This is a genomic window from Sulfitobacter sp. M85 (assembly GCF_029285915.1).
Taxonomy (GTDB): domain Bacteria; phylum Pseudomonadota; class Alphaproteobacteria; order Rhodobacterales; family Rhodobacteraceae; genus Sulfitobacter; species Sulfitobacter faviae.
This window is the reverse complement of record NZ_JABECQ010000011.1, coordinates 16,386-38,926: the sequence shown is the minus strand read 5'-3', so window position 1 is coordinate 38,926 and position 22,541 is coordinate 16,386. Positions and strand designations below refer to the sequence as shown.

26 protein-coding genes and 2 pseudogenes are annotated in these 22,541 nt (G+C 60.3%); 19 read left to right on the top strand and 9 right to left on the bottom strand.

What is annotated here, in order from left to right; translation table 11 throughout:
• Positions 1-45: 45 nt before the first annotated feature.
• Complete coding sequence (locus HKX24_RS16355) at positions 46-909, top strand: cation diffusion facilitator family transporter (protein ID WP_227512169.1); 864 nt, start codon at positions 46-48, stop codon at positions 907-909.
• A gap of 117 nt (positions 910-1,026) precedes the next feature.
• Here the strand turns inward: HKX24_RS16355 and HKX24_RS16350 are convergent, their stop codons facing one another.
• Positions 1,027-1,668, bottom strand: a complete 642-nt coding sequence (locus tag HKX24_RS16350) for a Crp/Fnr family transcriptional regulator (protein WP_108895363.1) — start codon at positions 1,666-1,668, stop codon at positions 1,027-1,029.
• Between the two features lie 137 nt (positions 1,669-1,805).
• On the opposite strand from HKX24_RS16350, the gene HKX24_RS16345 reads away from it, so the two are divergent.
• Complete coding sequence (locus HKX24_RS16345) at positions 1,806-2,189, top strand: hypothetical protein (RefSeq protein WP_009824461.1); 384 nt, start codon at positions 1,806-1,808, stop codon at positions 2,187-2,189.
• A gap of 69 nt (positions 2,190-2,258) precedes the next feature.
• Here HKX24_RS16345 and lgt read toward each other — a convergent pair whose 3' ends face one another.
• Entirely contained in the window at positions 2,259-3,188 is a 930-nt protein-coding gene (gene lgt, locus HKX24_RS16340; RefSeq protein WP_050672452.1) for a prolipoprotein diacylglyceryl transferase, read from the bottom strand.
• 357 nt (positions 3,189-3,545) lie between these two features.
• On the opposite strand from lgt, the gene HKX24_RS16335 reads away from it, so the two are divergent.
• From HKX24_RS16335 to HKX24_RS17630, 4 genes and pseudogenes are all read left to right on the top strand, one after another.
• A complete protein-coding gene (locus tag HKX24_RS16335) occupies positions 3,546-4,313 on the top strand; it encodes a DUF3047 domain-containing protein (protein ID WP_231886351.1) in 768 nt (255 codons plus the stop codon).
• Positions 4,314-4,568: 255 nt separating this feature from the next.
• Positions 4,569-4,724, top strand: a pseudogene (locus HKX24_RS16330) (multicopper oxidase domain-containing protein); the annotation flags it as partial.
• 7 nt (positions 4,725-4,731) lie between these two features.
• Positions 4,732-4,860 carry a multicopper oxidase domain-containing protein gene (locus HKX24_RS16325; protein ID WP_306419543.1) on the top strand — a complete coding sequence of 43 codons (129 nt, stop codon included), beginning with the start codon at positions 4,732-4,734 and terminating at the stop codon, positions 4,858-4,860.
• Between the two features lie 89 nt (positions 4,861-4,949).
• Positions 4,950-6,035, top strand: coding sequence for a multicopper oxidase domain-containing protein (locus HKX24_RS17630; RefSeq protein WP_346428856.1), 1,086 nt, complete (start codon positions 4,950-4,952; stop codon positions 6,033-6,035).
• 151 nt (positions 6,036-6,186) lie between these two features.
• Here HKX24_RS17630 and HKX24_RS16315 read toward each other — a convergent pair.
• From HKX24_RS16315 to HKX24_RS16285, 7 genes and pseudogenes are all read right to left on the bottom strand, one after another.
• Positions 6,187-7,143: pseudogene (locus tag HKX24_RS16315) on the bottom strand (cation diffusion facilitator family transporter).
• Complete coding sequence (locus tag HKX24_RS16310; protein WP_276154112.1) at positions 7,133-7,888, bottom strand: transglutaminase family protein; 756 nt, start codon at positions 7,886-7,888, stop codon at positions 7,133-7,135. The pseudogene HKX24_RS16315 and the gene HKX24_RS16310 overlap by 11 nt, the downstream one beginning before the upstream one ends.
• Positions 7,889-7,939: 51 nt before the next feature.
• On the bottom strand, positions 7,940-9,490 hold the full coding sequence (locus HKX24_RS16305; RefSeq protein WP_271690355.1) for an IS66 family transposase: 1,551 nt from the start codon (positions 9,488-9,490) through the stop codon (positions 7,940-7,942).
• Between the two features lie 54 nt (positions 9,491-9,544).
• Positions 9,545-9,898: an IS66 family insertion sequence element accessory protein TnpB gene (gene tnpB, locus HKX24_RS16300; protein WP_271690354.1), complete on the bottom strand. Its 354-nt coding sequence runs from the start codon at positions 9,896-9,898 to the stop codon at positions 9,545-9,547.
• Positions 9,899-9,965: 67 nt separating this feature from the next.
• Positions 9,966-10,301 (bottom strand): transposase, encoded by a 336-nt coding sequence (locus HKX24_RS16295; protein WP_276154111.1) that lies wholly within the window; start codon positions 10,299-10,301, stop codon positions 9,966-9,968.
• 165 nt (positions 10,302-10,466) lie between these two features.
• Positions 10,467-11,045, bottom strand: a complete 579-nt coding sequence (locus tag HKX24_RS16290; protein ID WP_271690428.1) for a cation transporter — start codon at positions 11,043-11,045, stop codon at positions 10,467-10,469.
• Between the two features lie 103 nt (positions 11,046-11,148).
• Entirely contained in the window at positions 11,149-11,577 is a 429-nt protein-coding gene (locus HKX24_RS16285; protein WP_013959865.1) for a helix-turn-helix domain-containing protein, read from the bottom strand.
• Positions 11,578-11,784: 207 nt separating this feature from the next.
• Here HKX24_RS16285 and HKX24_RS16280 point away from each other — a divergent pair, with 207 nt between their 5' ends.
• The 13 genes from HKX24_RS16280 to HKX24_RS16220 are packed head-to-tail and all read left to right on the top strand — an operon-like array spanning position 11,785 to position 22,361.
• Positions 11,785-12,351: an SCO family protein gene (locus HKX24_RS16280; protein ID WP_276154114.1), complete on the top strand. Its 567-nt coding sequence runs from the start codon at positions 11,785-11,787 to the stop codon at positions 12,349-12,351.
• A gap of 5 nt (positions 12,352-12,356) precedes the next feature.
• On the top strand, positions 12,357-12,779 hold the full coding sequence (locus tag HKX24_RS16275; protein ID WP_088635910.1) for a disulfide bond formation protein B: 423 nt from the start codon (positions 12,357-12,359) through the stop codon (positions 12,777-12,779).
• A complete protein-coding gene (locus HKX24_RS16270; protein ID WP_088635911.1) occupies positions 12,776-13,429 on the top strand; it encodes a thioredoxin domain-containing protein in 654 nt (217 codons plus the stop codon). The genes HKX24_RS16275 and HKX24_RS16270 overlap by 4 nt, the downstream gene beginning before the upstream one ends.
• Before the next feature lie 29 nt (positions 13,430-13,458).
• On the top strand, positions 13,459-13,926 hold the full coding sequence (locus HKX24_RS16265) for a copper chaperone PCu(A)C (RefSeq protein ID WP_088635912.1): 468 nt from the start codon (positions 13,459-13,461) through the stop codon (positions 13,924-13,926).
• Positions 13,926-14,552 carry an SCO family protein gene (locus tag HKX24_RS16260; protein ID WP_088635913.1) on the top strand — a complete coding sequence of 209 codons (627 nt, stop codon included), beginning with the start codon at positions 13,926-13,928 and terminating at the stop codon, positions 14,550-14,552. The genes HKX24_RS16265 and HKX24_RS16260 overlap by 1 nt, the downstream gene beginning before the upstream one ends.
• Positions 14,549-15,922 carry a M23 family metallopeptidase gene (locus tag HKX24_RS16255; protein ID WP_276154110.1) on the top strand — a complete coding sequence of 458 codons (1,374 nt, stop codon included), beginning with the start codon at positions 14,549-14,551 and terminating at the stop codon, positions 15,920-15,922. Before HKX24_RS16260 ends, HKX24_RS16255 begins: the two co-directional genes overlap by 4 nt.
• A 3-nt stretch (positions 15,923-15,925) precedes the next feature.
• Complete coding sequence (locus HKX24_RS16250; protein ID WP_043772538.1) at positions 15,926-16,381, top strand: DUF411 domain-containing protein; 456 nt, start codon at positions 15,926-15,928, stop codon at positions 16,379-16,381.
• A 12-nt stretch (positions 16,382-16,393) separates the two neighbouring features.
• Positions 16,394-17,176, top strand: a complete 783-nt coding sequence (locus HKX24_RS16245) for a ZIP family metal transporter (protein WP_088635914.1) — start codon at positions 16,394-16,396, stop codon at positions 17,174-17,176.
• 4 nt (positions 17,177-17,180) lie between these two features.
• Positions 17,181-17,663 (top strand): signal peptidase II, encoded by a 483-nt coding sequence (gene lspA / locus HKX24_RS16240; RefSeq protein ID WP_233145773.1) that lies wholly within the window; start codon positions 17,181-17,183, stop codon positions 17,661-17,663.
• On the top strand, positions 17,630-19,243 hold the full coding sequence (lnt, locus tag HKX24_RS16235; RefSeq protein ID WP_088635916.1) for an apolipoprotein N-acyltransferase: 1,614 nt from the start codon (positions 17,630-17,632) through the stop codon (positions 19,241-19,243). The genes lspA and lnt overlap by 34 nt, the downstream gene beginning before the upstream one ends.
• Positions 19,234-19,401, top strand: a complete 168-nt coding sequence (locus tag HKX24_RS16230) for a hypothetical protein (protein ID WP_009815492.1) — start codon at positions 19,234-19,236, stop codon at positions 19,399-19,401. The genes lnt and HKX24_RS16230 overlap by 10 nt, the downstream gene beginning before the upstream one ends.
• A gap of 24 nt (positions 19,402-19,425) precedes the next feature.
• A complete protein-coding gene (locus HKX24_RS16225) occupies positions 19,426-21,363 on the top strand; it encodes a penicillin acylase family protein (RefSeq protein WP_088635917.1) in 1,938 nt (645 codons plus the stop codon).
• Entirely contained in the window at positions 21,360-22,361 is a 1,002-nt protein-coding gene (locus tag HKX24_RS16220) for a cytochrome c oxidase assembly protein (RefSeq protein ID WP_088635918.1), read from the top strand. Before HKX24_RS16225 ends, HKX24_RS16220 begins: the two co-directional genes overlap by 4 nt.
• The last annotated feature ends 180 nt before the right edge of the window (positions 22,362-22,541 follow it).

Genomic DNA, 22,541 nt, shown 5'->3' with positions numbered 1-22,541 from the left:
GGGCATATGCCGTCCGGCGGCAAGGGGCTGGCGATATCAGCCTAGTTGACCGGCATCTATTTTGTGATTGAACTGGCGATTGGCCTATGGACAGGGTCAATCGCGGTCATCTCCGACGCGTTCCATACCTTTTCGGCCGTGGGCGGTGTGCTGGTCGCCATTGTCGCGGCGCGTATGGCGTTGCGTCCGGCGGATGAAGAGCGGAGCTTTGGCTGGGCGCGCGCCGAAATCATCGGCGCCCTTGTGAATGGCGGCTTCTTGCTGGCCATGGCGGTTGTTGTCATCGCGATGGCTGCCATGCGCATGTCTGCGCCAATTGATCTTCCAACGGGTCCGATGCTGATTGCGGCTGCCGGGGGGCTCTTTACGGAGTTCATTTCGCTTGCGCTGATCTGGAAGCAAAGCAAGGAAGATCTGAACACGAAGGGAGCGTTCTGGCATATCATCCAGACCTTTGTTGGCAGTCTGTTGATCATCGTGACCGCCCTCGCAATCGAATTCACCGGGTTTCTGCTGATCGACCCGCTGCTTGGCATGGCGTTCGGGTTTGTCCTGCTATGGGCGAGCTGGGGATTGCTGAAAGAAGCGGCGCATCTTTTGATGGAAGGCACGCCTCCCGAAGTGAGTCTGCCTGAAATCAAACGTACCCTTGAAGAACTGCACGAGGTTTCCGATGTTCACCATATTCATGCCTGGGCGCTGACAAGTGGCAAGCATGTCTTCTCCGCGCATCTGCGTGTCACAGATCAAGAAGAGGTCCTGCAAACCGCCTACGACATGCTGCGTAAGGACTTCGGGTTCTTTTTCGCAACCCTGCAGATCGAAACACGGTGCTTCGACGAAAGCGGCGCTGAGGCAATCGACCTTTCAGCGGCGAGCAGTAAGACAGGGCATAACGGCGATCTTTGAAAACAGGTCATCGTCGCGGGCAGCAATTCTCATTGTTATCGGGCAAGCGAAATACCCGCCAAGCTTTGCTACCGCACCTTTTGTTATCTCGAACCGGGCATGGTCCGGCTGATCCATTCAGGGGCGCAAATGATACGTTCCCCGGGTCGGATTTGCGATCCGGCCATCATTCACAAGCTTTCGCAAGGCCCGATAGGTGGCCTCGTGCGAAAGGTGCAGCGCGCTGGCAAAATCGACAACGGAGCTTTCAAGCAGGCCCGCCACCATACCGGCATAGACCCGTTCTTCTGCGCGGCGGATGCCTACGATCTCAAGCGCCTGACGTTGCGCTTGTATCTGCTGTGCCGCTTGCCGCGCATAGGCGCGTGCAAAATCCGGATCTGCAAAGGCAGACAAGACCGCCGCTTTGTCGATCTGTACAAACGCCCCAGCCTCCGCCACGACCGCATCGCAGTGGTATCTATCCGAAAACACCGATGCTTCGGCAAGGCTCATCCCGGGCTCGGCACGGTAGATGATAAATCGTTCGCCATCCGGGCCGACACGCTCAAGATGAACGCGCCCGCACTTAACAACATAAAGGCCGCAGGTCCGCGCGCCCTGACGAAAGACCGTATCCCCTGCGGCCCTCGTCAGCGGACGCAAGGCGGAGGGCGGTATGAGATTATAGGGTTCAGGCATCATATGATCCAAATCATATTTCAGGGTCCGATCAGGTACTAGGCTGAATCCGAATACACTCAGGAAAGGCTGGTCCATGCGACTGATACCCGTTCTCTTCGCTGTCTTGCTTGCGACACCCGTTACGCCGCAACAAATGCATTCATCCATGGGTCACGCGTCCGACGCCCCAGGAAACCGGCCAGTCCGCCTTCGCCGCATTGGCCGAAATAGTTGTGCTGCTCCAGGCCGATCCCGAAACCGATTGGGGCGCCGTCAATATCGACAAACTGAGGGACCATCTGGTCGATATGGACCTTTTGACACGAAAGGCAGAGGTCACCCGCATTCTGCGGCCCGACGGGGCACGGTTCGAAGTGCGTGGCAGCCCGCGTGTCCTGTCGGCCATCAACACAATGGTTCCCGCCCATGCACCGTTCCTTGCCGGTGAAACAGGCTGGAGTGTTGCGTCAGAAGAAATGGAGGATGGTGTCGCACTGATCGTGGGTGGCGATGGTGAACAAATACAGGGCCTTGGTTTCTTTGGTCTGATGACAATCGGTGTACATCATCAAGAGCACCATCTGATGATTGCGAAAGGACGCAAGCCGCATCATTGAGCACGCGCCCAAGGCTCATATGCGGACCCAGGCCGCAATGGTCACTTCGCCAACACTACGCTCGGATATTCACAAAGAATCTGATGTCGACACCAGATCCGCAGAATTAACCGTCACACGCCTGCGGGACCATACGATCAGGGCCGCGCCAAGGATAATCATCGGCAACGACAGCAGTTGGCCCATTGTCAGCCCATAGCCCGCCCAATGAACCGCATGTCCAATCGGGTTGTCCTGCGTGACGAACTGCATATCAGGCTGCCGGAAGAACTCGACAAGGAACCTTGCGCTTCCGTATCCCGCCAGGAACAGGCCAGTAAGGCTTCCGGGAAAGCGCAGCCAACCGCGTTTCCAGGCCAGAAAGATCAGGACCGAGCCAAGCAGGATACCCTCCAGAAGAGCCTCATAAAGCTGGGACGGATGGCGGCCACACAGGCCCACGACGCCCGCACAGGACTGGGCCGCCTCGCCGGGGAATGCCACCGCCCAGGGCACATCGGTCGGACGGCCCCAAAGCTCGTTATTGGTGAAGTTGGCCAGCCGACCGAGGAAAAGACCCGGTGGTGTTGCAACAGCGAGCAGATCCGCCGTTGATAGAACGGGTGCGCCGTTGCGATAGCAAAAAAGCAAGGTGGCCACGACCACGCCGAAAAAGCCGCCATGAAATGACATACCACCCTGCCAGACCATGAAGATTTCGACGGGGTTCTGAAAATAGTACTGAGGTTGATAGAAAAGCACGAACCCCAGCCTGCCCCCCACGATCACGCCCAGAATGATCCATGTCAGCAGGTCTTCCAGTTGCTTGGGTTGCAGCGGCGGCGCCCCGGCCCCCCAGACTGACGAAGAGCGGACCAATGCGACACAGATGCGCCAGCCGATAAGGAGGCCAACAATATAGGCCAGCGCATACCAACGCAGGGCAAAGCGGAACGATCCGATATCAACGGCAAAAATCTCTGTTCCGATGTCAGGAAATTGGATAATCGAAGTCAGCATTCTTTGTTACCTTTGCCTGTTTCACACAAGGCCACATTTTGTTTCCCGCAACGGACGTTGGCGCGTTCAACCCTGTTGTCCCCAGCCCAAAGCGCTGTGGTGAATGTGCCATCCTTGCGTGCGGGAGTCGGTTCCGTTGAACCAGAGATGACGCACATCGGCACCCGCGTCCATGTGTTCAGGCGCTTGTATCCCATGAGTTTTGTACTTGTTTGTAACGGTTGGAAGCTCCGCCGCCTACTGGATCCGTCCGTCGCGGGAAATCAGCCGATCAAGGTCGCGCTCCATGATCTGAATTCGTTCCCGCGTCCTGCAACGACCATTGCGCAACCACATCTATGATCACGGATATGTTCATTGAAGTTGCGCGCGCCCGGCACAATTCAACGGATCATGACGGCACATAATGGTGATAACCGGGATCAAAGCAGGACCAGCGGCATCGCAAAAGGAGTTCAGATGTTTATACGGTCCCTCGCAGCGACACTTTTCATCGCTTTTGTTGCATTAGCTGCAAACGCCCCGCCCCTCTATGCGCAAGGAAAGACAATTCCATTCGATGGAAGCTGGAAAGAACAGGGCCTCTTGCGGCTCTTTTCGAACGAGTACGGCCTGCAAGGTCGGCGGCTGGACGTGATTTCCGATGGCACGGTTTCGGTTCTCTGGCGTCCGGTCAGCGCAGCCCTTGGCACCGCAAAGGCAGCAATGTGGGAATGGTCCGTCACGCAGGGTGTTAAGGGAACCGACCTCACACGGCGCGGCGGCGATGATCGCAATCTTGCTTTGTACTTCATATTCGTCGATCCGCAGACCGCAAGCACGCTTGGCCGAACAACGGCGCGCAAATTGCTGCGTGATCCCAATACGCGGGCGCTGGTTTATGTCTGGGGTGGCAATCATGCGAAAGGCGCATTGCTGAACAGCCCCTACTCGACGGGTCTCAAATCGAAAATTCTGCAAACGGCACAAACCGGCAACTTCACCGAGAATGTGAACCTGGATCGCGATTTCGTGCGTGCGTTCGGGGACATGCCAAAGGTTCTGGTCGGTCTTGCGGTGACAGCCGACAGCGATGATACCGACGGAAAGATCCTTGCGGCCATTCAGGACCTGCAGATACGTTAGGTGCTCTCCGGTATTCCGCCAAACCTGGGCGCCGATCTGCAATGTATCAATATATCTCGCCGGGACGCCCTTCCGCAACGGTGGGGGATGTGGGTTGCAGGCCCCAGAAACGGAATACACGGAAACCCATGCTTAAGCGTCTTCAGATGATGGTTGCGCTTGGCGCAGCCACGCTCCCCCTGCCCCTGAGTGCGGCTTCGGTGCCTGTCACCCTGACGCCCGGCCTTCACCCGGATCGGGTCGCGGGACATTGCAATGCTTGGATTCAATGGCACCTGTCCCGGCCCCGAAATCAGACAGCGCCAGAACGATATTCTGCGGGCGCGGGTGGAAAACGGGCTGGAGGACGGGACCCTCGTACACTGGCATGGCATTCGGTTGCCCAACGCGATGGACGGCGTAAACGTGCTGACACAGGATGTCATCATCCCGAATGAGGGTTACGAGTACCGGTTTCCGGTTTCCGGTTCCCGATGCCGGAACCTACTGGTATCACTCCCACTACCTTTCCTACGAACAGGTCGCCCGCGGACTGTTCGGCCCCTGATCGTCGAAGAACCTGCCCCGCCAGACGTGGATCAGGACATCACGGCCATCCTCTTCGACATTCGGCTTGATGACACCGGCCAGTTCGACATGGAATTCGACCGCGCTGATTTCATAACAGCAGGTAGGCTGGGGAACTTGATGACCACCTTCCTGTCGTCTGAGCAGGCGCGGCTGGGGGATCACATCCGGTTGCGTCTGATCAATCCGACACCGGATCGCATTTTCGAGATACGTATCGACGGGCTGACGGGCTTTTGTGTGGCCTATGACGGGATGCCGCTGCCCGAGCTGGTTTCGCTGGGCAATCTAAAACTCGCACCGGCGCAGCGCATCGACATCATCGCAGATGTGACGGGTGATGTGATCCTAAGAGAAACCGTGCCTTCGGGTGGCGAGGAACTGGGGGGCATTATGTTGAACGGTCAGCGACAAATCCGGTCTGCGCCGATAGCTCCCCTCCCCGCGAACCTCGTGCCCGCGCCCGGAGAGATCACGCAAACGGCAGATCTCTTCATGCAAGGCGGTGCCGGGGACGGCGCGCACGGCGGGTTCGGGGGCTGGGCCTTCAACGACGTGAGCGGTCTGCCGAACAAACCGCTGATTTCGGCAAGACGTGATGAAGCAGTGCAGGTGCGGATGGTGAACGACACTGCTTTTCCGCACGGTATCCACCTGCATGGCCACCATTTCTGGGAAACCGATCAGAATGGTGCGCGAACCCACCTTCGCGACACGACCCTCGTAGCGCCGGGCGAGACGATGACGATTCAGACAGGCAGTTTGGGAGGGAATGGATCAAGCGACGGATTCGTGCCGAGTGAGATCAGAGGTTCGGCACCCCGGACGGCAGTACCAAAAGGCCTCGTGAGCCGCGCTGACGGCATCTTGGCAAGGAGGCCAGAAGTACCGCTGGAGGCGCAAGGAACAGGACACCCACCTTCACAGGCAGTGCCCTCAGCAAATGCGGTGGGATCGCACCCGCCGCAACGGCCATCCGCGCTTTCGGTGGGTTCCATCTGCGCCATAGCCGTGATTGACATACTGGCCGACGACATATCCGGCGCAGTCACTGCACCGAAGGTCAGCATGAGAATCAAAACAAGGCGAAAAACGCAGGTCATACAGTTACTGCTACAACCTTCCAGCAAGGGGAGGTCAAGTGACATTCTGTAACTTGGACGTGATACCCCTGTAGTGTATCCGCCTCAGACCTTCCCTACTGCCCTTCGCAGCCAGTTGCTCATGCAAAGGTTCATCAGTCCACTTGACGTTGGTCGACGTCAACTTGCCGTCGCAAATGAGGAAATGATATCCTCATGCTCGGTCAGCTTTTTTCGTGAGTATGAGTTTCCTCCCCATCTCTCGAATTACCGTGACCATAGAGATCGGCGTTCTGATGAGCGCGATCCTCGTGCTCGAATTCGAGGCTGGAATGGCTGATGCCGAATTCTCCCTTCAGCCGCTTCTTGATCGCGCTCTTGATCTCTTCAATCTTCGACCACCCCTCGGCTGCCACGACGACATGGCAGTCGAGCGCAGCCTCGTGCTCTTGCATTTGCCAGAGATGGACGTGGTGGACGTCGGCGACGCCTTCGACTTTCCGCATCGCTTCGACGACGGCCTCGTTGTCGATGTCCGGCGGGCTCCCGAGCATCAGGGTTCGGATTGGGCCGCCTATTTCAGTGAAAGACAGATACAGGATGTAGATGGCGATGCCGATGGTGATGGCAGGATCGACCCAACGCATGTCGTAAAGGATGATCAGCGACCCAGCGACGATAACCGCGACCGAAGCAAGCGCGTCCGACAGGTTATGCAGGAAAAGCGCGCGGATGTTCACGCTGCCCTTCTGCATCGAATAGGTCAGCATTGCGGTCAGCGTGTCGACCACAAGCGCAATTCCACCGAGAATGACGACGGTCCAACCCATGACTTCGGGTGGATCAATCATGCGCATGCCACCTTCGTAGATCAGTTAGAAGCCGATCAAAATCAGGGTGGTGTAGTTAACCAGGGCTGCGACGATTTCGACCCGACCATAGCCGAAGGTCATGCGCTCATCGGCTGGGCGGCGCGCGATCTTGCGTGCGGCGAAGGCAATGACAAGCGAAGCCATATCGGAAAAGTTGTGCAGCGCATCGGCGATCAGTGCCAGGCTGCCCGACAATATGCCCCCGACGATTTGCGCAACGGTAAGAAGCCCGTTCGCCCAGATCGCGATGGCAACCCGCCGATCGCCAGAATCCGGATCGATATGCGCGTGCCCGTGGTCATGTAGCATTGGCAGGCTCCTCATGCGCGTGTGTCGCGCGTCGGTCAGTCTTGAGGCGGTCGCTGCGGAAACCACGAACGCGCGCATTCATCCAGTGGCGTATGATATGACGGTAAAGGGCACCACGCAGCCATCCAAAGGATTGCTCATGGGAAAAATAGAAGGCGTCCGGCGTATCAAACACGCCGAAATCCTGCACGATGCCGGTTTTCTGAATGTAGGTATCTTCTCCGTTCCAGGCGACGGGAGGCGCGCCAAGGCAATCCGTGCCCGCGCCATAACCGCAGAGACTGTCCGTGTCCGAGAAAGACGTTTGCAGGACTTTGAGGAAAGCGTCATCCAGGATGAAGCCTTCAAGGTTGATCCAGGCACCTTGAAATTCGATCTCGACCCATGAGTGGAGAATTTCCTGCGGAGCAAGCGGATACACCACCTCAGGTACAACACCGCGCTGCAAGCCTTTATGGATCGTAAACCCATGCAACCGGCAACGAATGCCGACACCACGCAGCAGCGCCATCAAGAGCGTGCCTTTGGTATTGCACTGCCCGTAGCCGTCGGAAAGCACTTCCGATGCGGGGATGTCGTCAGCTCGATTGTATCCGAACGCGATTTCATTCCGAACGAAATCATAGGCAGCTCCGATCCGATCGTATTCGGATAAGCCGCGCCAGCTGCGGTTCTCAATTAGATGCGCAAGAGGCGCGGCATCAAAATCCAGTAGTTTGGTGGGTACAAGTAGGGGGTCGGTCATATGCAACGGGTCGCTCCTCGAATGTAAGCGCTGTCTGCGCCCCACGCGGGATCAGCTTGACGTGGTGAAGTTCCAGGGCATCAGCTCGTCGATCCTGCTGGCGGGGTGACCGGCGGTGATCGCTTCGAGGGTCGCCTCGAGGTAGGCGAAGGGCTCCACGCCGTTGATCTTCGCGGTGGCGATCAGGGAGGCGATGCGGGCCCAGGTGCGGCCGCCCTCGTCGTGGCCGGCGAAGAGTGCGTTCTTTCTTGTCAGGGCGATCGGGCGGATCAGGTTTTCGACGGCGTTGGAGTCCATCTCGACGCGGCCGTCGTGGAGGAAGGTCTGCAGGCCGCCCCACTGGCGGTGGATGTAGGTCAGTTTCTCGCCGAGGCGCGACTTAACCGAGATACGCAGACGCTGTGCCTGCAGCCAATCACCGAACTCGGCCACGAGGGGCGCGCTGCGGGCCTGACGGGCCGACAGACGTTGGCCCGGGCCCATGCCCCGGATCTCGAGCTCGATGCGGTAGAGCTCAGCGATCCGGCGCAGGCCCTCGGCGGCGATTTCCGAGCCGTCGCGGTCGAAGACCTCCTTCAGCTTGCGCCGCGCATGCGCCCAGCAGTGGGCCACCGTGATCGGCGCGCCGCCCTTGCGGGAGGGGCGCGTCAGTCGATCGTAACCGGTATAGCCATCCAGTTGCAGGATGCCGTCGAAGCCCTGCAGGATCTGCTCGGCATGGGCGCCAGCACGGCTTGGACGATAGGTGAAGACCACGCCGGGCGGGTCATCGCCGCCCCATCCACGATCATCCCGGGCAAGCGCCCAGAGGTAGCCGGTCTTGGTTCGGCCACGGCCCGGATCCAACACCGGGGCGGTCGTCTCGTCCATGAACAACTTGCCGGAGGACTTGAGATGCTCGGTTAGCCTGTCGACCACGGGGCCGAGGTGGAAGGCCGCTGTGCCAGCCCAGTCCGCCAAGGTGCTGCGATCGATCTGGATGCCGGAGCGGGCAAGGATCTGGCTCTGTCTGTAAAACGGCAGGTGGTCCGCGAACTTGGACACCAGGACATGTGCGATGGACCCTTCGGTCGGCAGCCCGCCTTCAATCAGCCGGGGTGCGGCGACAGCCTGAATGACCCCATCCGAGCAGATGCCGCAGGCATACTTCGGCCGGATGTCGACCAGCACCCGAAGCTGCGCGGGCACGATGTCCAGCCGCTCGGTCCGATCCTCGCCGATCCGGTGCATGCGGCCGCACCCACACGGGCACTCAAGGCTCGCCGGTTCGATGACACGTTCGATGCGCGGCAGATCAGCGGGCAGATGGCCGAGATTGCGCTGCCGTCTCCGGCGCGGCGTCGTGGTGGATGGCGCGGCCTGCTCCTTGCGGGCCTCGACCTCCGTGACGGCGGTTTCCAGGTCTTCGAAGGCCAGCTGCCGGTCGTCTTCGCTCAGCTTCTCGGACCGTTTGCCATGCACGACATGGTTCAACTCGGCGACGAGATGCTCGAGGCGCCGGTTTGCGTCCTTCAGCGCACCATTCTCCTGCAGCAGCGCCAGAACGGCGGCGCGCTGGCTCTCGGGGATCGCGGACAGGTCGATGGGCGGGGCGTTGGACATGCGCAGATTATACCGCGCCAAATGCGTCGATGCCCTATCATTCCCTGGGGCGAGTCACTCTGCCACAGCTGGTCTGCGCACCTCCAGCGATCGCACACGGCGCCAGTCCAGGCCGGCAAACAGGGCCTCGAACTGTGCCCGGTTCAGCGTCATGGCCCCATCCCTGATCGCAGGCCAGGTGAAAGTGCTTTCTTCCAGCCGCTTGTAGGCCATCACGAGCCCGCTGCCGTCCCAGAATAGGATCTTCATTCGGTCGGCGCGCTTCGAGCGGAAGACGAAGACCGTTCCGGTAAACGGATCTTCCGCCAGAGTAGACTGGACCAGGGCCGCGAGGCCGTCATGGCTTTTGCGGAAGTCGACCGGCTTCGTCGCCACCAGAATCCGCACACCCTGCGAGGGCATCAGCATGGATGCGCCTCGAGCGCGTGGACGATCTCAGCGACCCGGGCGACGGGCATGTCATGCGCCAGTTCGATCACAACAGCCCCCGAATGATCCTGATCGGGGCCGCCTGCGATGTTACCTCCGGACGCGCTTCCTCCTCGGCGACCTCGCAGACGACGAGCGGCGCAAAGACAGGTTCCTCGACTTCGGCTGCAGGCAGCACCAGCTTGCCCTGTTTGGCCTCTCGTCGCCACGCCGAAAGTTGATTGGGCAGAATGCCAAACCGCTCCGCTACGGCATTTACAGTCGCTCCAGCTTCCAGGGTCATCGAGACGGCCAAGGCCTTTGCTTCATCCGGCCACCGACGATGACCCGACGCGTAGATCTCGACGCCCAGCGATTTGAGAAACGAATTTGTAGCGCACATTGCGAAACGCACTCCCCATCATGAGATGGAGATCACTTCGCAGCCGAAGCCATCAGCAGCAACGTGGGGTCGAGACGACGCTTACCCTCGAATCGTCTTGGAACAAAACTAATTTCTATAGTCACTGTAGCTTCAATCCTTTCTTTCAGAAAGAATCTCCCGCAACTATTTGTCCGTGTGAACCGCTTTGTGGTGTTCGCCGTGTGCGTCGCGCAGAATGTCGATACCTCCCCAGGCCGCGATCTCGGCGACAATCACGCCGACGACGAGGTCCGGCCAGTTGGTTCCTAGCCAGGCGACGAGGCCACCGGCCACGACGATCCCAAGGTTCGCGGCGAAATCGTTGTAACTGAAGGTGTTGGCCGCGCGGATGTTGACGTCCGGATTTTTGAGCTTAGCGAGCAGCCAGACGCAGACCGCGTTGATGGCTGCTGCGATCAGGGCCATGGCGATCATGATCGTCCCGAGCGGATCTGACCCACCGATGTAGCGGCGCCACGCATCGTAGAGGATGCCTGCAGCGAACAGGATCAGCAGCCCGCCGGAAACGTTCGCCGCCCCGCGTTTCCATTTGGCGGATCGGGACAAAGCGAAAAGGCTGATCGCGTAGACGAAGCTGTCGGAGAGGTTATCGAGCCCGTTGGCGATCAGGGCACTTGAGTCGCCGAAGGCGCCTGTTGCGAAAAAGGCCACGGCCAAACCAATATTGAGCGCCAGAACGATCCAAAGCGTCCGTCTCTCCATTGAATCTTGTCTAGCGGCCATTTTGTGGTTCCAGCTTGTGTTGTACGACACATTAACTTCTGCGGCTGATCTGCGTTCCAGCCGGATTGTTGGCTGAATTCCTTCAGGCCCCGATTTCCTCGTGTTCGGTCAAGCATTCCGAATGGTCCCGCAACACCTCAAGCACCTTGCAATCTCCCGTCCGCCCGCCGCTGCATTCGTGAACCATGCGTTTCAGTTCCGTGCGCAGCGCCTTCAGGCGGGCCATGCGCTGCTCCACCTGTTTGAGCTGGCGACGCGCGATGGCATCAGCCTCATCACAGGGCCGGTTGGGATGGTCGCTGAGGTCGAGCAGCTCGCGGATCGCATCGAGCGAGAAACCGAGTTGTCGCGAGTGGCGGATGAAGGACAGTCGATCAAGCTGTGCATTGTCGTAGCGCCTCTGTCCGCCTTCGGTCCTGCCAGGTTCGGGCATGAGTCCGATCTGTTCGTAGTACCGGATGGTCTGCACTTTTGTGCCAGTCTTCTTTGACAGAGTACCGATCGTGAGCATTTTCGCCTCCATGAAAAAGATACAGTCTGTGTAGGTTTTGCCGTCGGAATAAACAAGTGTCGGATTCACAGACGCGTGAGTTCAAGCTATACCATGATTTCGTGCTTGAACCTCTAGCGGCTAGAGGATGTATCCGCACAGGCAATAAGAATCAAAATCAGGCGAACAGGATTGTCCCTTACATCGGCACAGAAGTTTCTTTGGGTTTTGGCAGGCGTGGCAGCGCTTGCCTTCGTGTGGCTTCTGCTCTGGTCCGACTATCGTTCCGATAGCGCCCGAACCGACGCCGAACCGCCTTTTTTCGCTGAGTTCGAACTGACGGACCACCAGGGTATGGTTCGAACCGAGGAGGACTTTGCGGGGCGCTGGATGCTGGTTTTTTTCGGCTTTACCAACTGCCCCGACGTCTGCCCGACGACCCTATCCGAGGTCGCGGCGGTGATGGACGGTCTGGGCGACGATGCCGCCAAGGTCCAGCCGATTTTCATAACAATCGACCCTGAACGAGACACGCCCGCAGCACTCGCCGAATACGTCCCGCTGTTCGATGCGGGCATCATCGGGCTGACCGGCATGCCGGAACAGATCGCCGCCACATACGAGACCTTTCCGATCTTCTTCGAACGCGTCGAAGAGGCTGCGGCGCCGGATGGTTACACGATGGGCCACACGTCGCATCTGTTCCTCTTCGATCCCGACGCGGGCTTCGCCGACTCGTGGCCCTACGGCACCTCCGCCGAAGAGATCCTCGCCGACCTGGAAGAGAGGATCTGACCGACATGAACCGTATGTCCGGAGAAACAGCCCTCGGGCTGGCGTGGATCATCGCGCTCGTCGCCTCGCTTGCCGTGCTTTTCATCGGCGAGGTGCTGGGGCAGACGCCCTGTGTGCTGTGCTGGTTCCAGCGCGCCTTCATGTTCCCCTTGGCCATTATCCTCGGGCTGGGCCTTTGGTGGCGGGACGGCCGCGTGGGGCGCTATGGCATCGCATTGGCGCTTGGCGGCGGCGCAGTCGCCCTGTGGCACATGGGACTGTACGTCGGTCTTGTTCCCGAACGCATCCAGCCCTGCACGGCGACCGGCCCCTCTTGCACCGATGACAACCAACTGGTCTTAGGCATCCCTATCCCGCTGATGGCGCTCGCCGCCTTCGCGCTGATCGGGGCGCTTTCGGCCCTTTCATTGAAGGACACACGAACATGAACCGACGCGGCCTGATCCTGTCCGTTCTCGCCCTCGGCGTCGCCGGTTTCGGCGGAGCCACCTGGTTTGCAACCCGCCCCGGCCCGGTGGCCGAAGCGGAGCCTGTTGCGCCGGAACTCGCGGACGCGATGATCCGCCCCTACTCGCCCATCCTCGGGCCTGCGGAAGCGCCCGTCACGATCGTCGAATTCTTCGATCCGGCCTGCGAGGCCTGTCGCGCCTTTCATCCCATCGTGAAGGACATCATGGCCGAGCATGGGGATGCTGTCCGCGTCGTGATCCGCTACACGCCCTTCCACGGCGCGGCATCCGAGGAAGCGATCCGCGTGCTCGAGGCGGCGCGCATGCAGGACATTTACGTGCCGGTGCTCGAGGCCGTTTTGCGGGAACAGCCGAGATGGGCGTCGCACGGTGCCCCGGAGCCTGGTCTGATCCTTCAAATCGCCGCCACGGCCGGACTCGATGCCGAGGCCGCGCGCACGCAAATGCTGGCACCCGATGTCGTGGCGATCCTGAACCAGGATCGTGCTGACGTCGAGACCGTGGGAATTCGCCAGACGCCCACATTCTTCGTGAACGGCAAGCCGCTCGATCCGTTCGGGGAGGCAGAACTGCGGCGATTGGTGGCTGCCGAAGTCGCTGCCGCGTAAAGCTGAATGGAAAGGGCAGGATCAGAACGATGAAAAAGTATATTTTGACCGGCACACTGGCCGTGCTTTTGACCTTTGGAGGGCTCTCAGTGCCCGCGCTGGCCGGACCAGAGGATGTTGTCGTCGAGAACGCGTGGTCCCGCGCCTCCATCGGGATGAACCGCCCCGGGGCCGCCTACATGGCGATCCGCAACACTGGCGACGAACCGGTGACGCTGATCGGCCTTACAACACCGCTCGCGATGATGCCCGAAATTCACGAGACGAAGACCAATGCCGAAGGTGTGAGTTCCATGAGCCCGGCGGGGGAGATCGCGATCGCCCCTGGCGAAAGCGTCGCGCTCGAGCCGGGCGGCCTGCACGCGATGCTGATGCGGCTGAAAGAACCGATGACGGAAGGGGACACCTTTCCGCTGACCCTGCTTTTCGACGACGGAGGCGAAGTGACGGTCCATGTGCCGATCCTCGGCATCGCCGCGCGAGGGCCGGAGGACTGATGCGGCGACGGGCGATCCTGGGGTACGGCGCGGCTGGTGTCGGGGCGGTCGCCCTGATGCTCTTCGTCGGTTGGTGGCAGGTCGATGGACCCGGTGGACCCGAACCTGTCGGGCAGCGGCCTATGGCCCTGACCGAGATGGATTTCCGTCTGACGGATCATGAGGGCAACGCGGTCGGGCCGGAAACCCTGATCGGTCGCCCGACGATGGTGTTCTTCGGCTTCACCTACTGTCCCGATGTCTGCCCGACCACGCTCTCGGACATTTCGGGATGGCTCGACGATCTGGGAGACGAGGCCGACGAGATGAACGTGGTCTTCATTACGGTCGACCCCGAGCGCGATACCGTCGAGGCGATGGCGGAATATGTCGGCTACTTCCATCCTGGGATACGTGGCTGGACGGGACCGGAAGAGCAGATAGCGCGCGTCGCGGACGGCTTCCGCGCCACCTACGAGCGAGTACCGGCGGAGAGCGGCGATTACACGATGAACCACACCGCGAGCGTCTTCCTGTTCGCAGCCTCTGGGCGATTCGTCACCATGATCGACTATCACGAGCCCAAAGAATTCGCGGTGCCGAAGATCCGCCGCGCGCTGGAAGAAGAAATGGAGGGGGCGACATGAGGCTCAGATCTTTGGCGGCTTGTGTCGCAATTGCGGGGACGGTTTCGGGAGCGGCTATCGCCATCTCTGATTCCATGTCGAAAGAACCCGTGCCGCCGGAACTTGCCCAGGCAAGTAGCTGGATGCCCCAAGGTCCTGAAGCCCCCCAGAACGTTGACATCCCCGTGACGTTGCCCGCGGCGGCATGGGCAGACGATGCACCCGACCTCAGCCCGCTGCCCCTTCTGCAGGCCGCGTTTGCCGACAGGCCGGTGCAAGCGATCGAGCCACCCCTGTCGACGTGGTCGCGCGACATTGCTCCGGGCGAAACGCTCGATTTCTTGCTGTCAGAGGCCGGTCTTGCGGCACCTGACAGAGCCGAAGTTGCCCTCGCGCTTGGTGCGGAATACGATCTGCGACGGCTGCGGCCGGGGCACTCGGTCACTGTCGCTTCGACCGTGGACGGCAGCCCCCGCACCGTCTCACTCGCCGTCGAGGACGGGGTTCGGATCGAGGTGGTTTTCGGCGAGCAGTTGTCCACACAGGTCGTGGCTCCGGATCCGGAGATCGTAACCCTTGCCGGCGAAGCCGTGATCGACAGCTCGATCTTCGCGGCACTCGACGAAGCCGGCATACCCGCCCGTTTTTCCGTGGACCTTGCGCAGATGCTGGGTGGGACCGTGGATTTCCGCCGCGAGATGGCCGGTGGCGAAACACTAAGGCTTCTCTGGCGTGAGGCGCGGGTCGGAGAGGACAGGATCGGACAGCCCGAACTCGCCTTCGCCGCACTGGAGGTCGGCGGTTCGCTTTACGAGATCGTATGGCCGGACGACGGCAGCGGTCAGGCGACGATCTACGTCGATGGCGAGGTGCTGCGCGTCTTCGCACAGCCGGTCGAGGGTGCGCGCCTCAGCTCGGTGTTCGGACGCCGCACGCATCCGGTCTTTGGCAACGTCCGGATGCACACCGGCGTCGATTTCGCAGCGGCACGTGGGACACCGGTTCAATCGACGGCACCGGGGCGGGTTAGTTTCATTGGCTGGCGCGGTGGCTATGGCCGTGTGGTCGAAATCTCGCACGGCTCCGACACCATGACGCGCTACGCGCATCTGAGCGCCGTGCCGGAAGACCTGGCACAAGGCCAACGCGTTGCGGCGGGAGATGTGATCGGCCGCGTCGGCGCGACTGGCACGGCGACAGGTCCGAACCTGCACTACGAAGTCCTCGTGGATGGGCGCCCGACTGACCCCCTCACTGACGACCGGCTCGCCGAAGCAGCCGAGAGCGAAGCGGATGATACCGCCGCGCTCTCGCGTCTGGCCGAGGCGCGCGCGCTTCTGAATGAAAACCTCGGCAGCGAGATTGCCAAAACGACAACCGAAAGGCTCTGACCCATGAAACGCATGACCCAAGCTCTCGCCATCACGCTCGCCCTGTTCCCAGCGGCCCAGGCCCTCGCAGAGGCAACGGCGATCGACGTCCGCAAGACCAACGGATGCGGCTGCTGCCTCTCGTGGATGAAACATCTCGAAGAGAACGGGTTTGTGCCGACCGGCCAGGACATGTTCGGCGGGCTTCTCGTGCGCTTCAAGCTAGACAACGGCGTGCCGCAGCGCATGGTCTCCTGCCACACCGCGCTCATTGACGGCTACGTGATCGAGGGCCATGTACCGGCCGCTGACATCCGCCGCCTTCTCGAGGAGCGCCCGGACGCCGTCGGCCTCGCTGTTCCGGGGATGCCCTATGGCTCGCCCGGCATGGGGCCAGAAGACGACCGTGAAGCCTATGATGTCTTCCTCATCCGCAAGGACGGGTCGACGGAAGTCTTTTCGAGCTACGCCGAAGGATAATCTGGCCCGCCCATGGGAAATCTGTCTCCGATAATGCTCGGCTTTCTCGGAAGTCTTGCCGCCGGATCGCTCACAGCAGTCGGAGCAGTTCCCGTGCTGTTCGGGCGCATCCCGTCTCGGGCCACACGCGCTCTGTCGCTCGGCTTCGCTGCCGGTGTGATGCTCGCCGCTTCTTTCTTTTCGCTGATCATCCCGGCATTGGATGCGGCGGAGCCGATGTTCGAAAACGGCGCGATGCCTGCGGCCATCGTATGCGTTTCGATTCTTCTGGGCATGGGGGCTGTCGCCCTGATGAACGAAAAGCTGCCGCACGAGCACTTCAAGATGGGACGCGAAGGGCCCGAAGCGGCGTCTTTGCGGCGGGTCTGGTTGTTCATCATTGCGATCACGATCCACAACTTCCCCGAAGGCCTTGCCGTGGGGGTCGGCTTCGGATCCGGAGGTATGGAGGGCGGTTTGCCGCTTGCTGTCGGCATCGGGCTTCAGAATGCGCCCGAAGGATTGGCCGTCGCTGTATCTCTGCTGGGCGAGGGATATCCGAAGCTGCGCGCCTGGGGCATCGCGGCGCTGACGGGCATGGTCGAGCCGATTGGCGGCCTGCTCGGGGCCGGGATCATCACACTGTCGGAACCGCTGCTGCCATGGGGACTGGCCTTTGCCGCGGGCGCAATGCTCTACGTCATCAGCCACGAAATCATCCCCGAAACCCATCGCAGCGGCCATCAGAACAGGGCGACGCTCGGTCTCGCAGTCGGGCTCGTTCTGATGCTGTTTCTCGATGTCTGGTTGGGATGAGGCAATGTCACTAAACAAGGTATCTCCGGTGATCGGCGTCTTCGCGGCGCTTGCTGCGTTCGCGATTGATCAGATCACCAAAGCCATTGTTGTTGCGGATGCCGCCACTTTAAGCGCCGGGATTTCCGTGTTTCCGGGATTCAACCTCGTCTTTTATCGTAATGACGGCGTGACTTTCGGGATGCTGGGCGGCGCTCCGTGGTGGAGCCTAATCGCTCTCGCTCTTGCCATCTGTGTTTGGCTAGGGGTTATGCTGTTTCGCGCCGACAATGCGGTGGAAATGCTTGCCTACGGTGCGATCATTGGCGGAGCCCTGGGCAATGTCATCGATCGTGTGCGGTATCGGGCTGTAACAGACTTTCTCGATTTCTACATTGGCACAACACATTGGCCTGCCTTCAACTTGGCCGATGTATTTGTCGTCAGTGGCGTGGGGCTCTTGCTCGCCGCGCCATGGATCAGCGCGCGGCGTTCGATCAAGTCGTGAAGCCGGAAATTCTGAACCGCATCGCTCTGCGCCACCGTTTTCTTTCGCGGATGACGCTTGGTTTCGCCGCCGGGGCGATGACCGTTCTGACTTTCCCGCCTCTTTCGATTCTCCTGCTTGTTCCCGTTGCCTATTCCGCGTTGTTTGTCGGGCTTCGCGATCTCTCCTTCGGGCGTGCTTTCCTCGTCGGCTGGGCGTTTGGTCTCGGCCAGTTCGGTTTCGGGATTTGGTGGATCGCGGAAAGTTTCTACGTCGAGGCCGAGCGGTTTGGGACGATGGCGATTCCGGCGGTCGCGGGATTGTCCGCAGGTCTCGCGATTTTCCCAGCCATTGCCGCTGCGCTTTTTGCCGAAATCGCGCGGCGCGGAGCCATGGGCAGTCTCTTGGCCTGCCTCCTGTTCGCGACCTCCTGGACCGTGGCCGAGTGGTTGCGTGGTCACGTTCTGACAGGGTTTCCCTGGAATCTGGCCGGTTACGCACTTGTAGACTACGCCGCCCTTCGCCAGACCGCCGCCTGGGTCGGAAGCTATGGGCTAAGCTTTCTCACCGTGTTCGTCGCGGTACTCCCTGGCGCGGCTGCTATGGCGTCCGGGCGGCAACGATTGACCGTTTCGCTCATGGCGCTGGCCGGAATCGCGACGATGTGGGCTGTCGGCACGCTGCGCCTCCAGTCGGATGCACAACAGCCACCCGGTGTCGACCTGCGCATCGTCCAGGGCAACATTCCACAAGAGGAGAAATGGGCGCCCGAGAACCGCGAGGCGACATTCGCGCGCTATCTTGAGCTTTCAACCCGGCGCGGCGATTTCGACGTGCTTCTCTGGCCGGAAACCGCCTTTCCGGGTTTCCTCGACGAGGATACGGAGGCGCAGGCCCGCATTGCCGCTGCGCTCACAGAGGGCAGGGTGCTGCTCACCGGTGTGCCGGACCGTGTACCGAGCGAGGATGGCACCCGATATTTCAACACGGTCCAGGCTTTTGGCGCGACCGGCAGAATCCTGACCGGATACGCGAAACACCATCTCGTACCCTTCGGCGAATATGTGCCATTCCGTGGCTGGTTGCCCATCGAGCGGCTCACGGCGGGTCTGGGCGACTTTACGCCCGGACCGGGCCCGCGAACGCTTGCGCTTCCGGGTGTGCCGCTGGTCGCCGTGGCGATCTGCTATGAGATCATCTTCCCAAGCCATGTGGTCGACGATCTGTTCCGGCCGGACTGGATTTTCAATGCGACCAACGATGCTTGGTTCGGAACCAGCATTGGACCGGAGCAGCACCTCGCGTCCGCACGCATGCGCGCTGTCGAGGAAGGGCTTCCCATCGTCCGGGCCGCAAACACAGGGATCTCCGCGATCATCGACGCAAACGGTGACCTCGTCGCGCGGCTCGGCAACGGAGAAACCGGTGTCATAGATGCGGCTCTGCCCTCTGCTCATCCGTCAACGCTCTATGCGCGCTTCGGTGACTGGGCGCTGCTGGCTCTCATCTTCACTACTTGGGCCGTCGGACTGGCTGCAGGTCTGGTCGGCACACACCGGTGCAACAAGAGAACAAGAACGGAGAAAAAGTCATGCTGGTAATCGCGGGCATTGTCGCGGGTGCGATCTGGGGTGGATATCTGGCGCGACGCCGAAAAGGAAACCGGCTGGATATCCTCCAGTATGCGGCGAGTTCGGCGATCGCCTTCGGTCTTCTCACCTATTTCATATCGGTGGTCCTCTTGCGCATCTTTTTTTAAGAAGGGTTTCGAAACAGCACCGACATGAGACGGCTTTTCAACATATTGCTGTACGGGTTTCTGGCAATCTGCATCACGGTATCGGTTGGTTCCGGGTTGGTCTATTTTCTGCTGAGCGCATCCGTTCCCGACTACGACGAGGACTTCACGGTCGCAGGCTTAGGCGGACCGGTCGACATTCTGCGAGATTCTTCGGCAGTCCCGCACATCTCCGCGACTTCCGCTGCAGATGTCTACTTCGCGATCGGCTTCGTTCACGCCCAAGACAGGCTCGGTCAACTGTTAAGGGCAAGGCGAAAAGCGGAAGCTTCGTGGCCAGCCGATGGGACATTGTCCGTTGCGCCAGCGGTCTCAGACGCGCTCGCGTCCTATGCCGCGGGCGTCAATGCGTGGCTCGAGCTTGTGTCGGAAGGCGGGCGTGGCAGAGGCTCTCCGGAGCTGCTGATCGCAGACGAACGGTCGATCGCGGCCTGGACACCCGGCGATAGCCTGAGGATTGCCCGGTCTTTCCTGAATGGCCTGCGACCGGGAAGCGCACGGGAAGGAATGCCGAGTATATCAGGTGCCATTATACCGACGGATCGCCCGAGAGCGCCCGAACTACTGGCGACTGATCCGCAGCAGCGCCTCAATGCGTGGGCGATGGACGGTGACCGAACCGCTACCGGGACGCCAATTCTCGCCGCCGAAATCAGCGGTTCCCTGTCGCTTCCCTCGGAATGGTATCTCGCTGATCTTCAATTTTCGACGGGGCCGGCCATAGGGGCCACAATGCCGGGCGTACCTTTCGTTATTGTTGGTCGCAACGCGCGCGTCGCCTGGGCCTTCCGGTCACTTCCCGTGCCAGACGAGGAGGCGCCAGGGGGGCCATCACCCATGCAGACGGCAGGTTTCCTGACGATGCTGGAGCTGTTTGCGCGTTCAGCCGACGCGAACGATGCCACTAGAGTTGCCGCAGACATGTTGCCGAAGGGCATGGAGGCATTGGTAATTGATCGAGAGACCGTTGACCGTTGGCCAAAAGAGGAAGCCGTACGGGCGTCGTCATTTCGCGACATTCGACTGGCGGAGCTTGAAACGCGGCAATCGATCTTCTCGACAGAAGGCGTCATGGGTGTTCAAAGGGACACCGTAAGTTCCGTGGCGCGAACCCTCCTGCCCCTAATGGCGAAAGAGCTTTGGTTCGTGCAGTCCAGAGACAGCATCGAAGGCACCGATACGGACGACCTTCGTCGTGAGCTACTGGACAGGCTTGCGTCGTGGAATGGCGAAATGGATCGATATGCGCCGGAACCTCTGCTGTTTTGGACCTGGGTCTGGGCTTTGCAGCAGCGCATTTTGAAAGACGAGTTTCCGACAGCGAAGCAACTCTGGACCCGTCCGAACCCGGACTTTCTTTATGCGGTACTCAGCGATCGTCGCGGCAGCGCGATCTGGTGCGACATCCGTCCATCGTCACCTCGAGAGACATGTGAGGAGCAGGTTCGCGTGGCCTTGGATGATGCCCTTGGCTGGCTGGTCGATCGATATGGGCGCGATCTTTCGACCTGGACCTGGGGGGAGGAGCATACATTGGACATGCAGTGGTCGCCGATCAGTTCACGTGGGTTGCTGACCGACCTGCTGTCCCTTCAAGCGCCGATCTCAGGCGATCCCTTTACGCAATTCTTGACGTCATTTGGTGTTGAAGAAGACCGTCCATTCCTTGTAAGTGCCGGAAGCAATTTTCAGGCGGTCATGTCGATATCGGGAGCAGCGGGATCATACTACATCTCGCCCGCCGGACAGTCGGGACATCCGCTATCTCGATTCTACGACAATCTTTTTCCCTCGTGGATACAAGGCGAATACCTCGCCATGTCGACCGATCTGTCACTAGCCCGTGGCGGCGCTTCCGGGATATCGCGGCTCACACCGGCTACCTCCGACAACCCTCGGATGAGCGAGGGCCAGAGCGAATGATCACGAACTTCTTCTTCCTTTACGACCCTTTCGGCTATGTGCTGTCACCGGTGTCGCTCATTGTTGTCGGTCTTACAGCATGGCTGTTTTTGCGTGGGCTCAAAATACACGCTCGCTGTCTCGGAAGGGTTTCTGGCTGGCGTCGAGCCGTCTTCTTTGTCGGCCTCGCGGCCGTCCTCGTCGCGACGAATGGGCCGCTCCCGCCATTGGGGCACAGTCTGTTTTCGGTACACCAGGCCGAGCATCTTCTTCTGCGACTGGCAGGACCCATTCTCATTGCGGTTTCTCAACCCTGGCTTGTCCTTCAAGCCGGATTGAAAAGGGAATGGCGCCGACGCCTTGCCGCGATTGGGCGTGCGCGCATCCCGCGATTCTTGGCGCTTCCTGCATCTGCCACCTCCTTGTTGATTGGTGCGCTTTTCGTCTGGCAGATCCCGATGATCTACGCCCTTACACAACGTATTGCGGCGATGGAAGCGCTAGCACATCTGTCTATGGTGCTGGCTGGGCTTTGGTACTTTGCTATGCTGTTCGATCTGCGTGATCCGCCTGAAGGAGCGCGGCGCGGTGCTCGGCTGATGTCAGGGTTCGTGGTGATCGTTTCCAACATCTTTCTGGGCTCCCTGACAACGCTCAAAGAGGTGCCTCTCTATGGATCAGAAATCATCGCAGCGAGCGGTGGCCGACTTCGCGCCCTGGCTGACGAGACAATCGGTGGCTACGTAATCTGGGTCCCGTCGTCGATGGTTCTCATCGCGGCAATCATTCTGGTGCTGAACGGCTGGAACGCGGCGGAGGAACGGCGCTGGACGTCCCGCTACGACCTGATGCGCCAATCGAATGCGGCGGCGCTCGAGTTTCCGGAAACCGCGGAGGAACTGCGTCTGAAAGTAGGGAAGCCGAACCGAGACATGGGCCGTACGCTCGCCCTTGGCGCATTCTCCATGTTCATGGTTGTCATGGTTACCGTCGTGACCATCGTCTATGCCCTCGGATAGATTGAATTCGACATGAGACCAGACGTATTCTTCTCCGCTAGGGCCCGCCTGTCTCGCCACTGCCACGGCTGGACACATATTGTAGTGTCCTTACGCGTACCGGGTGCTTGCGCTGGCCCACGGCGGCAAGTGTCACTTTGGCCGTGATCGCCATCGAAGCGATCAACGTGGCCCTGTGCC

Excerpts from the sequence above, each read along its gene's own strand:
- HKX24_RS16325 (WP_306419543.1), top strand. The coding sequence starts at position 4,732 with ATGTCATCATCCCGAATGAGGGTTACGAGTACCGGTTTCCGGTTTCCG.
- lnt (WP_088635916.1), top strand. The coding sequence starts at position 17,630 with ATGGATCAGCGCGCGGCGTTCGATCAAGTCGTGAAGCCGGAAATTCTG.
- tnpB (WP_271690354.1), bottom strand. The coding sequence starts at position 9,898 with ATGCTGATGCCCTCGCAGGGTGTGCGGATTCTGGTGGCGACGAAGCCG.
- HKX24_RS16260 (WP_088635913.1), top strand. The coding sequence starts at position 13,926 with ATGCGGCGACGGGCGATCCTGGGGTACGGCGCGGCTGGTGTCGGGGCG.
- HKX24_RS16250 (WP_043772538.1), top strand. The coding sequence starts at position 15,926 with ATGAAACGCATGACCCAAGCTCTCGCCATCACGCTCGCCCTGTTCCCA.
- HKX24_RS16230 (WP_009815492.1), top strand. The coding sequence starts at position 19,234 with ATGCTGGTAATCGCGGGCATTGTCGCGGGTGCGATCTGGGGTGGATAT.
- HKX24_RS16270 (WP_088635911.1), top strand. The coding sequence starts at position 12,776 with ATGAACCGACGCGGCCTGATCCTGTCCGTTCTCGCCCTCGGCGTCGCC.
- HKX24_RS16290 (WP_271690428.1), bottom strand. The coding sequence starts at position 11,045 with ATGGAGAGACGGACGCTTTGGATCGTTCTGGCGCTCAATATTGGTTTG.
- HKX24_RS16305 (WP_271690355.1), bottom strand. The coding sequence starts at position 9,490 with ATGTCCAACGCCCCGCCCATCGACCTGTCCGCGATCCCCGAGAGCCAG.
- HKX24_RS16245 (WP_088635914.1), top strand. The coding sequence starts at position 16,394 with ATGGGAAATCTGTCTCCGATAATGCTCGGCTTTCTCGGAAGTCTTGCC.
- HKX24_RS16285 (WP_013959865.1), bottom strand. The coding sequence starts at position 11,577 with ATGCTCACGATCGGTACTCTGTCAAAGAAGACTGGCACAAAAGTGCAG.
- HKX24_RS16310 (WP_276154112.1), bottom strand. The coding sequence starts at position 7,888 with ATGACCGACCCCCTACTTGTACCCACCAAACTACTGGATTTTGATGCC.
- lgt (WP_050672452.1), bottom strand. The coding sequence starts at position 3,188 with ATGCTGACTTCGATTATCCAATTTCCTGACATCGGAACAGAGATTTTT.
- HKX24_RS17630 (WP_346428856.1), top strand. The coding sequence starts at position 4,950 with ATGGAATTCGACCGCGCTGATTTCATAACAGCAGGTAGGCTGGGGAAC.
- HKX24_RS16295 (WP_276154111.1), bottom strand. The coding sequence starts at position 10,301 with ATGTGCGCTACAAATTCGTTTCTCAAATCGCTGGGCGTCGAGATCTAC.
- HKX24_RS16255 (WP_276154110.1), top strand. The coding sequence starts at position 14,549 with ATGAGGCTCAGATCTTTGGCGGCTTGTGTCGCAATTGCGGGGACGGTT.
- HKX24_RS16275 (WP_088635910.1), top strand. The coding sequence starts at position 12,357 with ATGAACCGTATGTCCGGAGAAACAGCCCTCGGGCTGGCGTGGATCATC.
- HKX24_RS16225 (WP_088635917.1), top strand. The coding sequence starts at position 19,426 with ATGAGACGGCTTTTCAACATATTGCTGTACGGGTTTCTGGCAATCTGC.
- HKX24_RS16265 (WP_088635912.1), top strand. The coding sequence starts at position 13,459 with ATGAAAAAGTATATTTTGACCGGCACACTGGCCGTGCTTTTGACCTTT.
- HKX24_RS16350 (WP_108895363.1), bottom strand. The coding sequence starts at position 1,668 with ATGGACCAGCCTTTCCTGAGTGTATTCGGATTCAGCCTAGTACCTGAT.
- lspA (WP_233145773.1), top strand. The coding sequence starts at position 17,181 with ATGTCACTAAACAAGGTATCTCCGGTGATCGGCGTCTTCGCGGCGCTT.
- HKX24_RS16220 (WP_088635918.1), top strand. The coding sequence starts at position 21,360 with ATGATCACGAACTTCTTCTTCCTTTACGACCCTTTCGGCTATGTGCTG.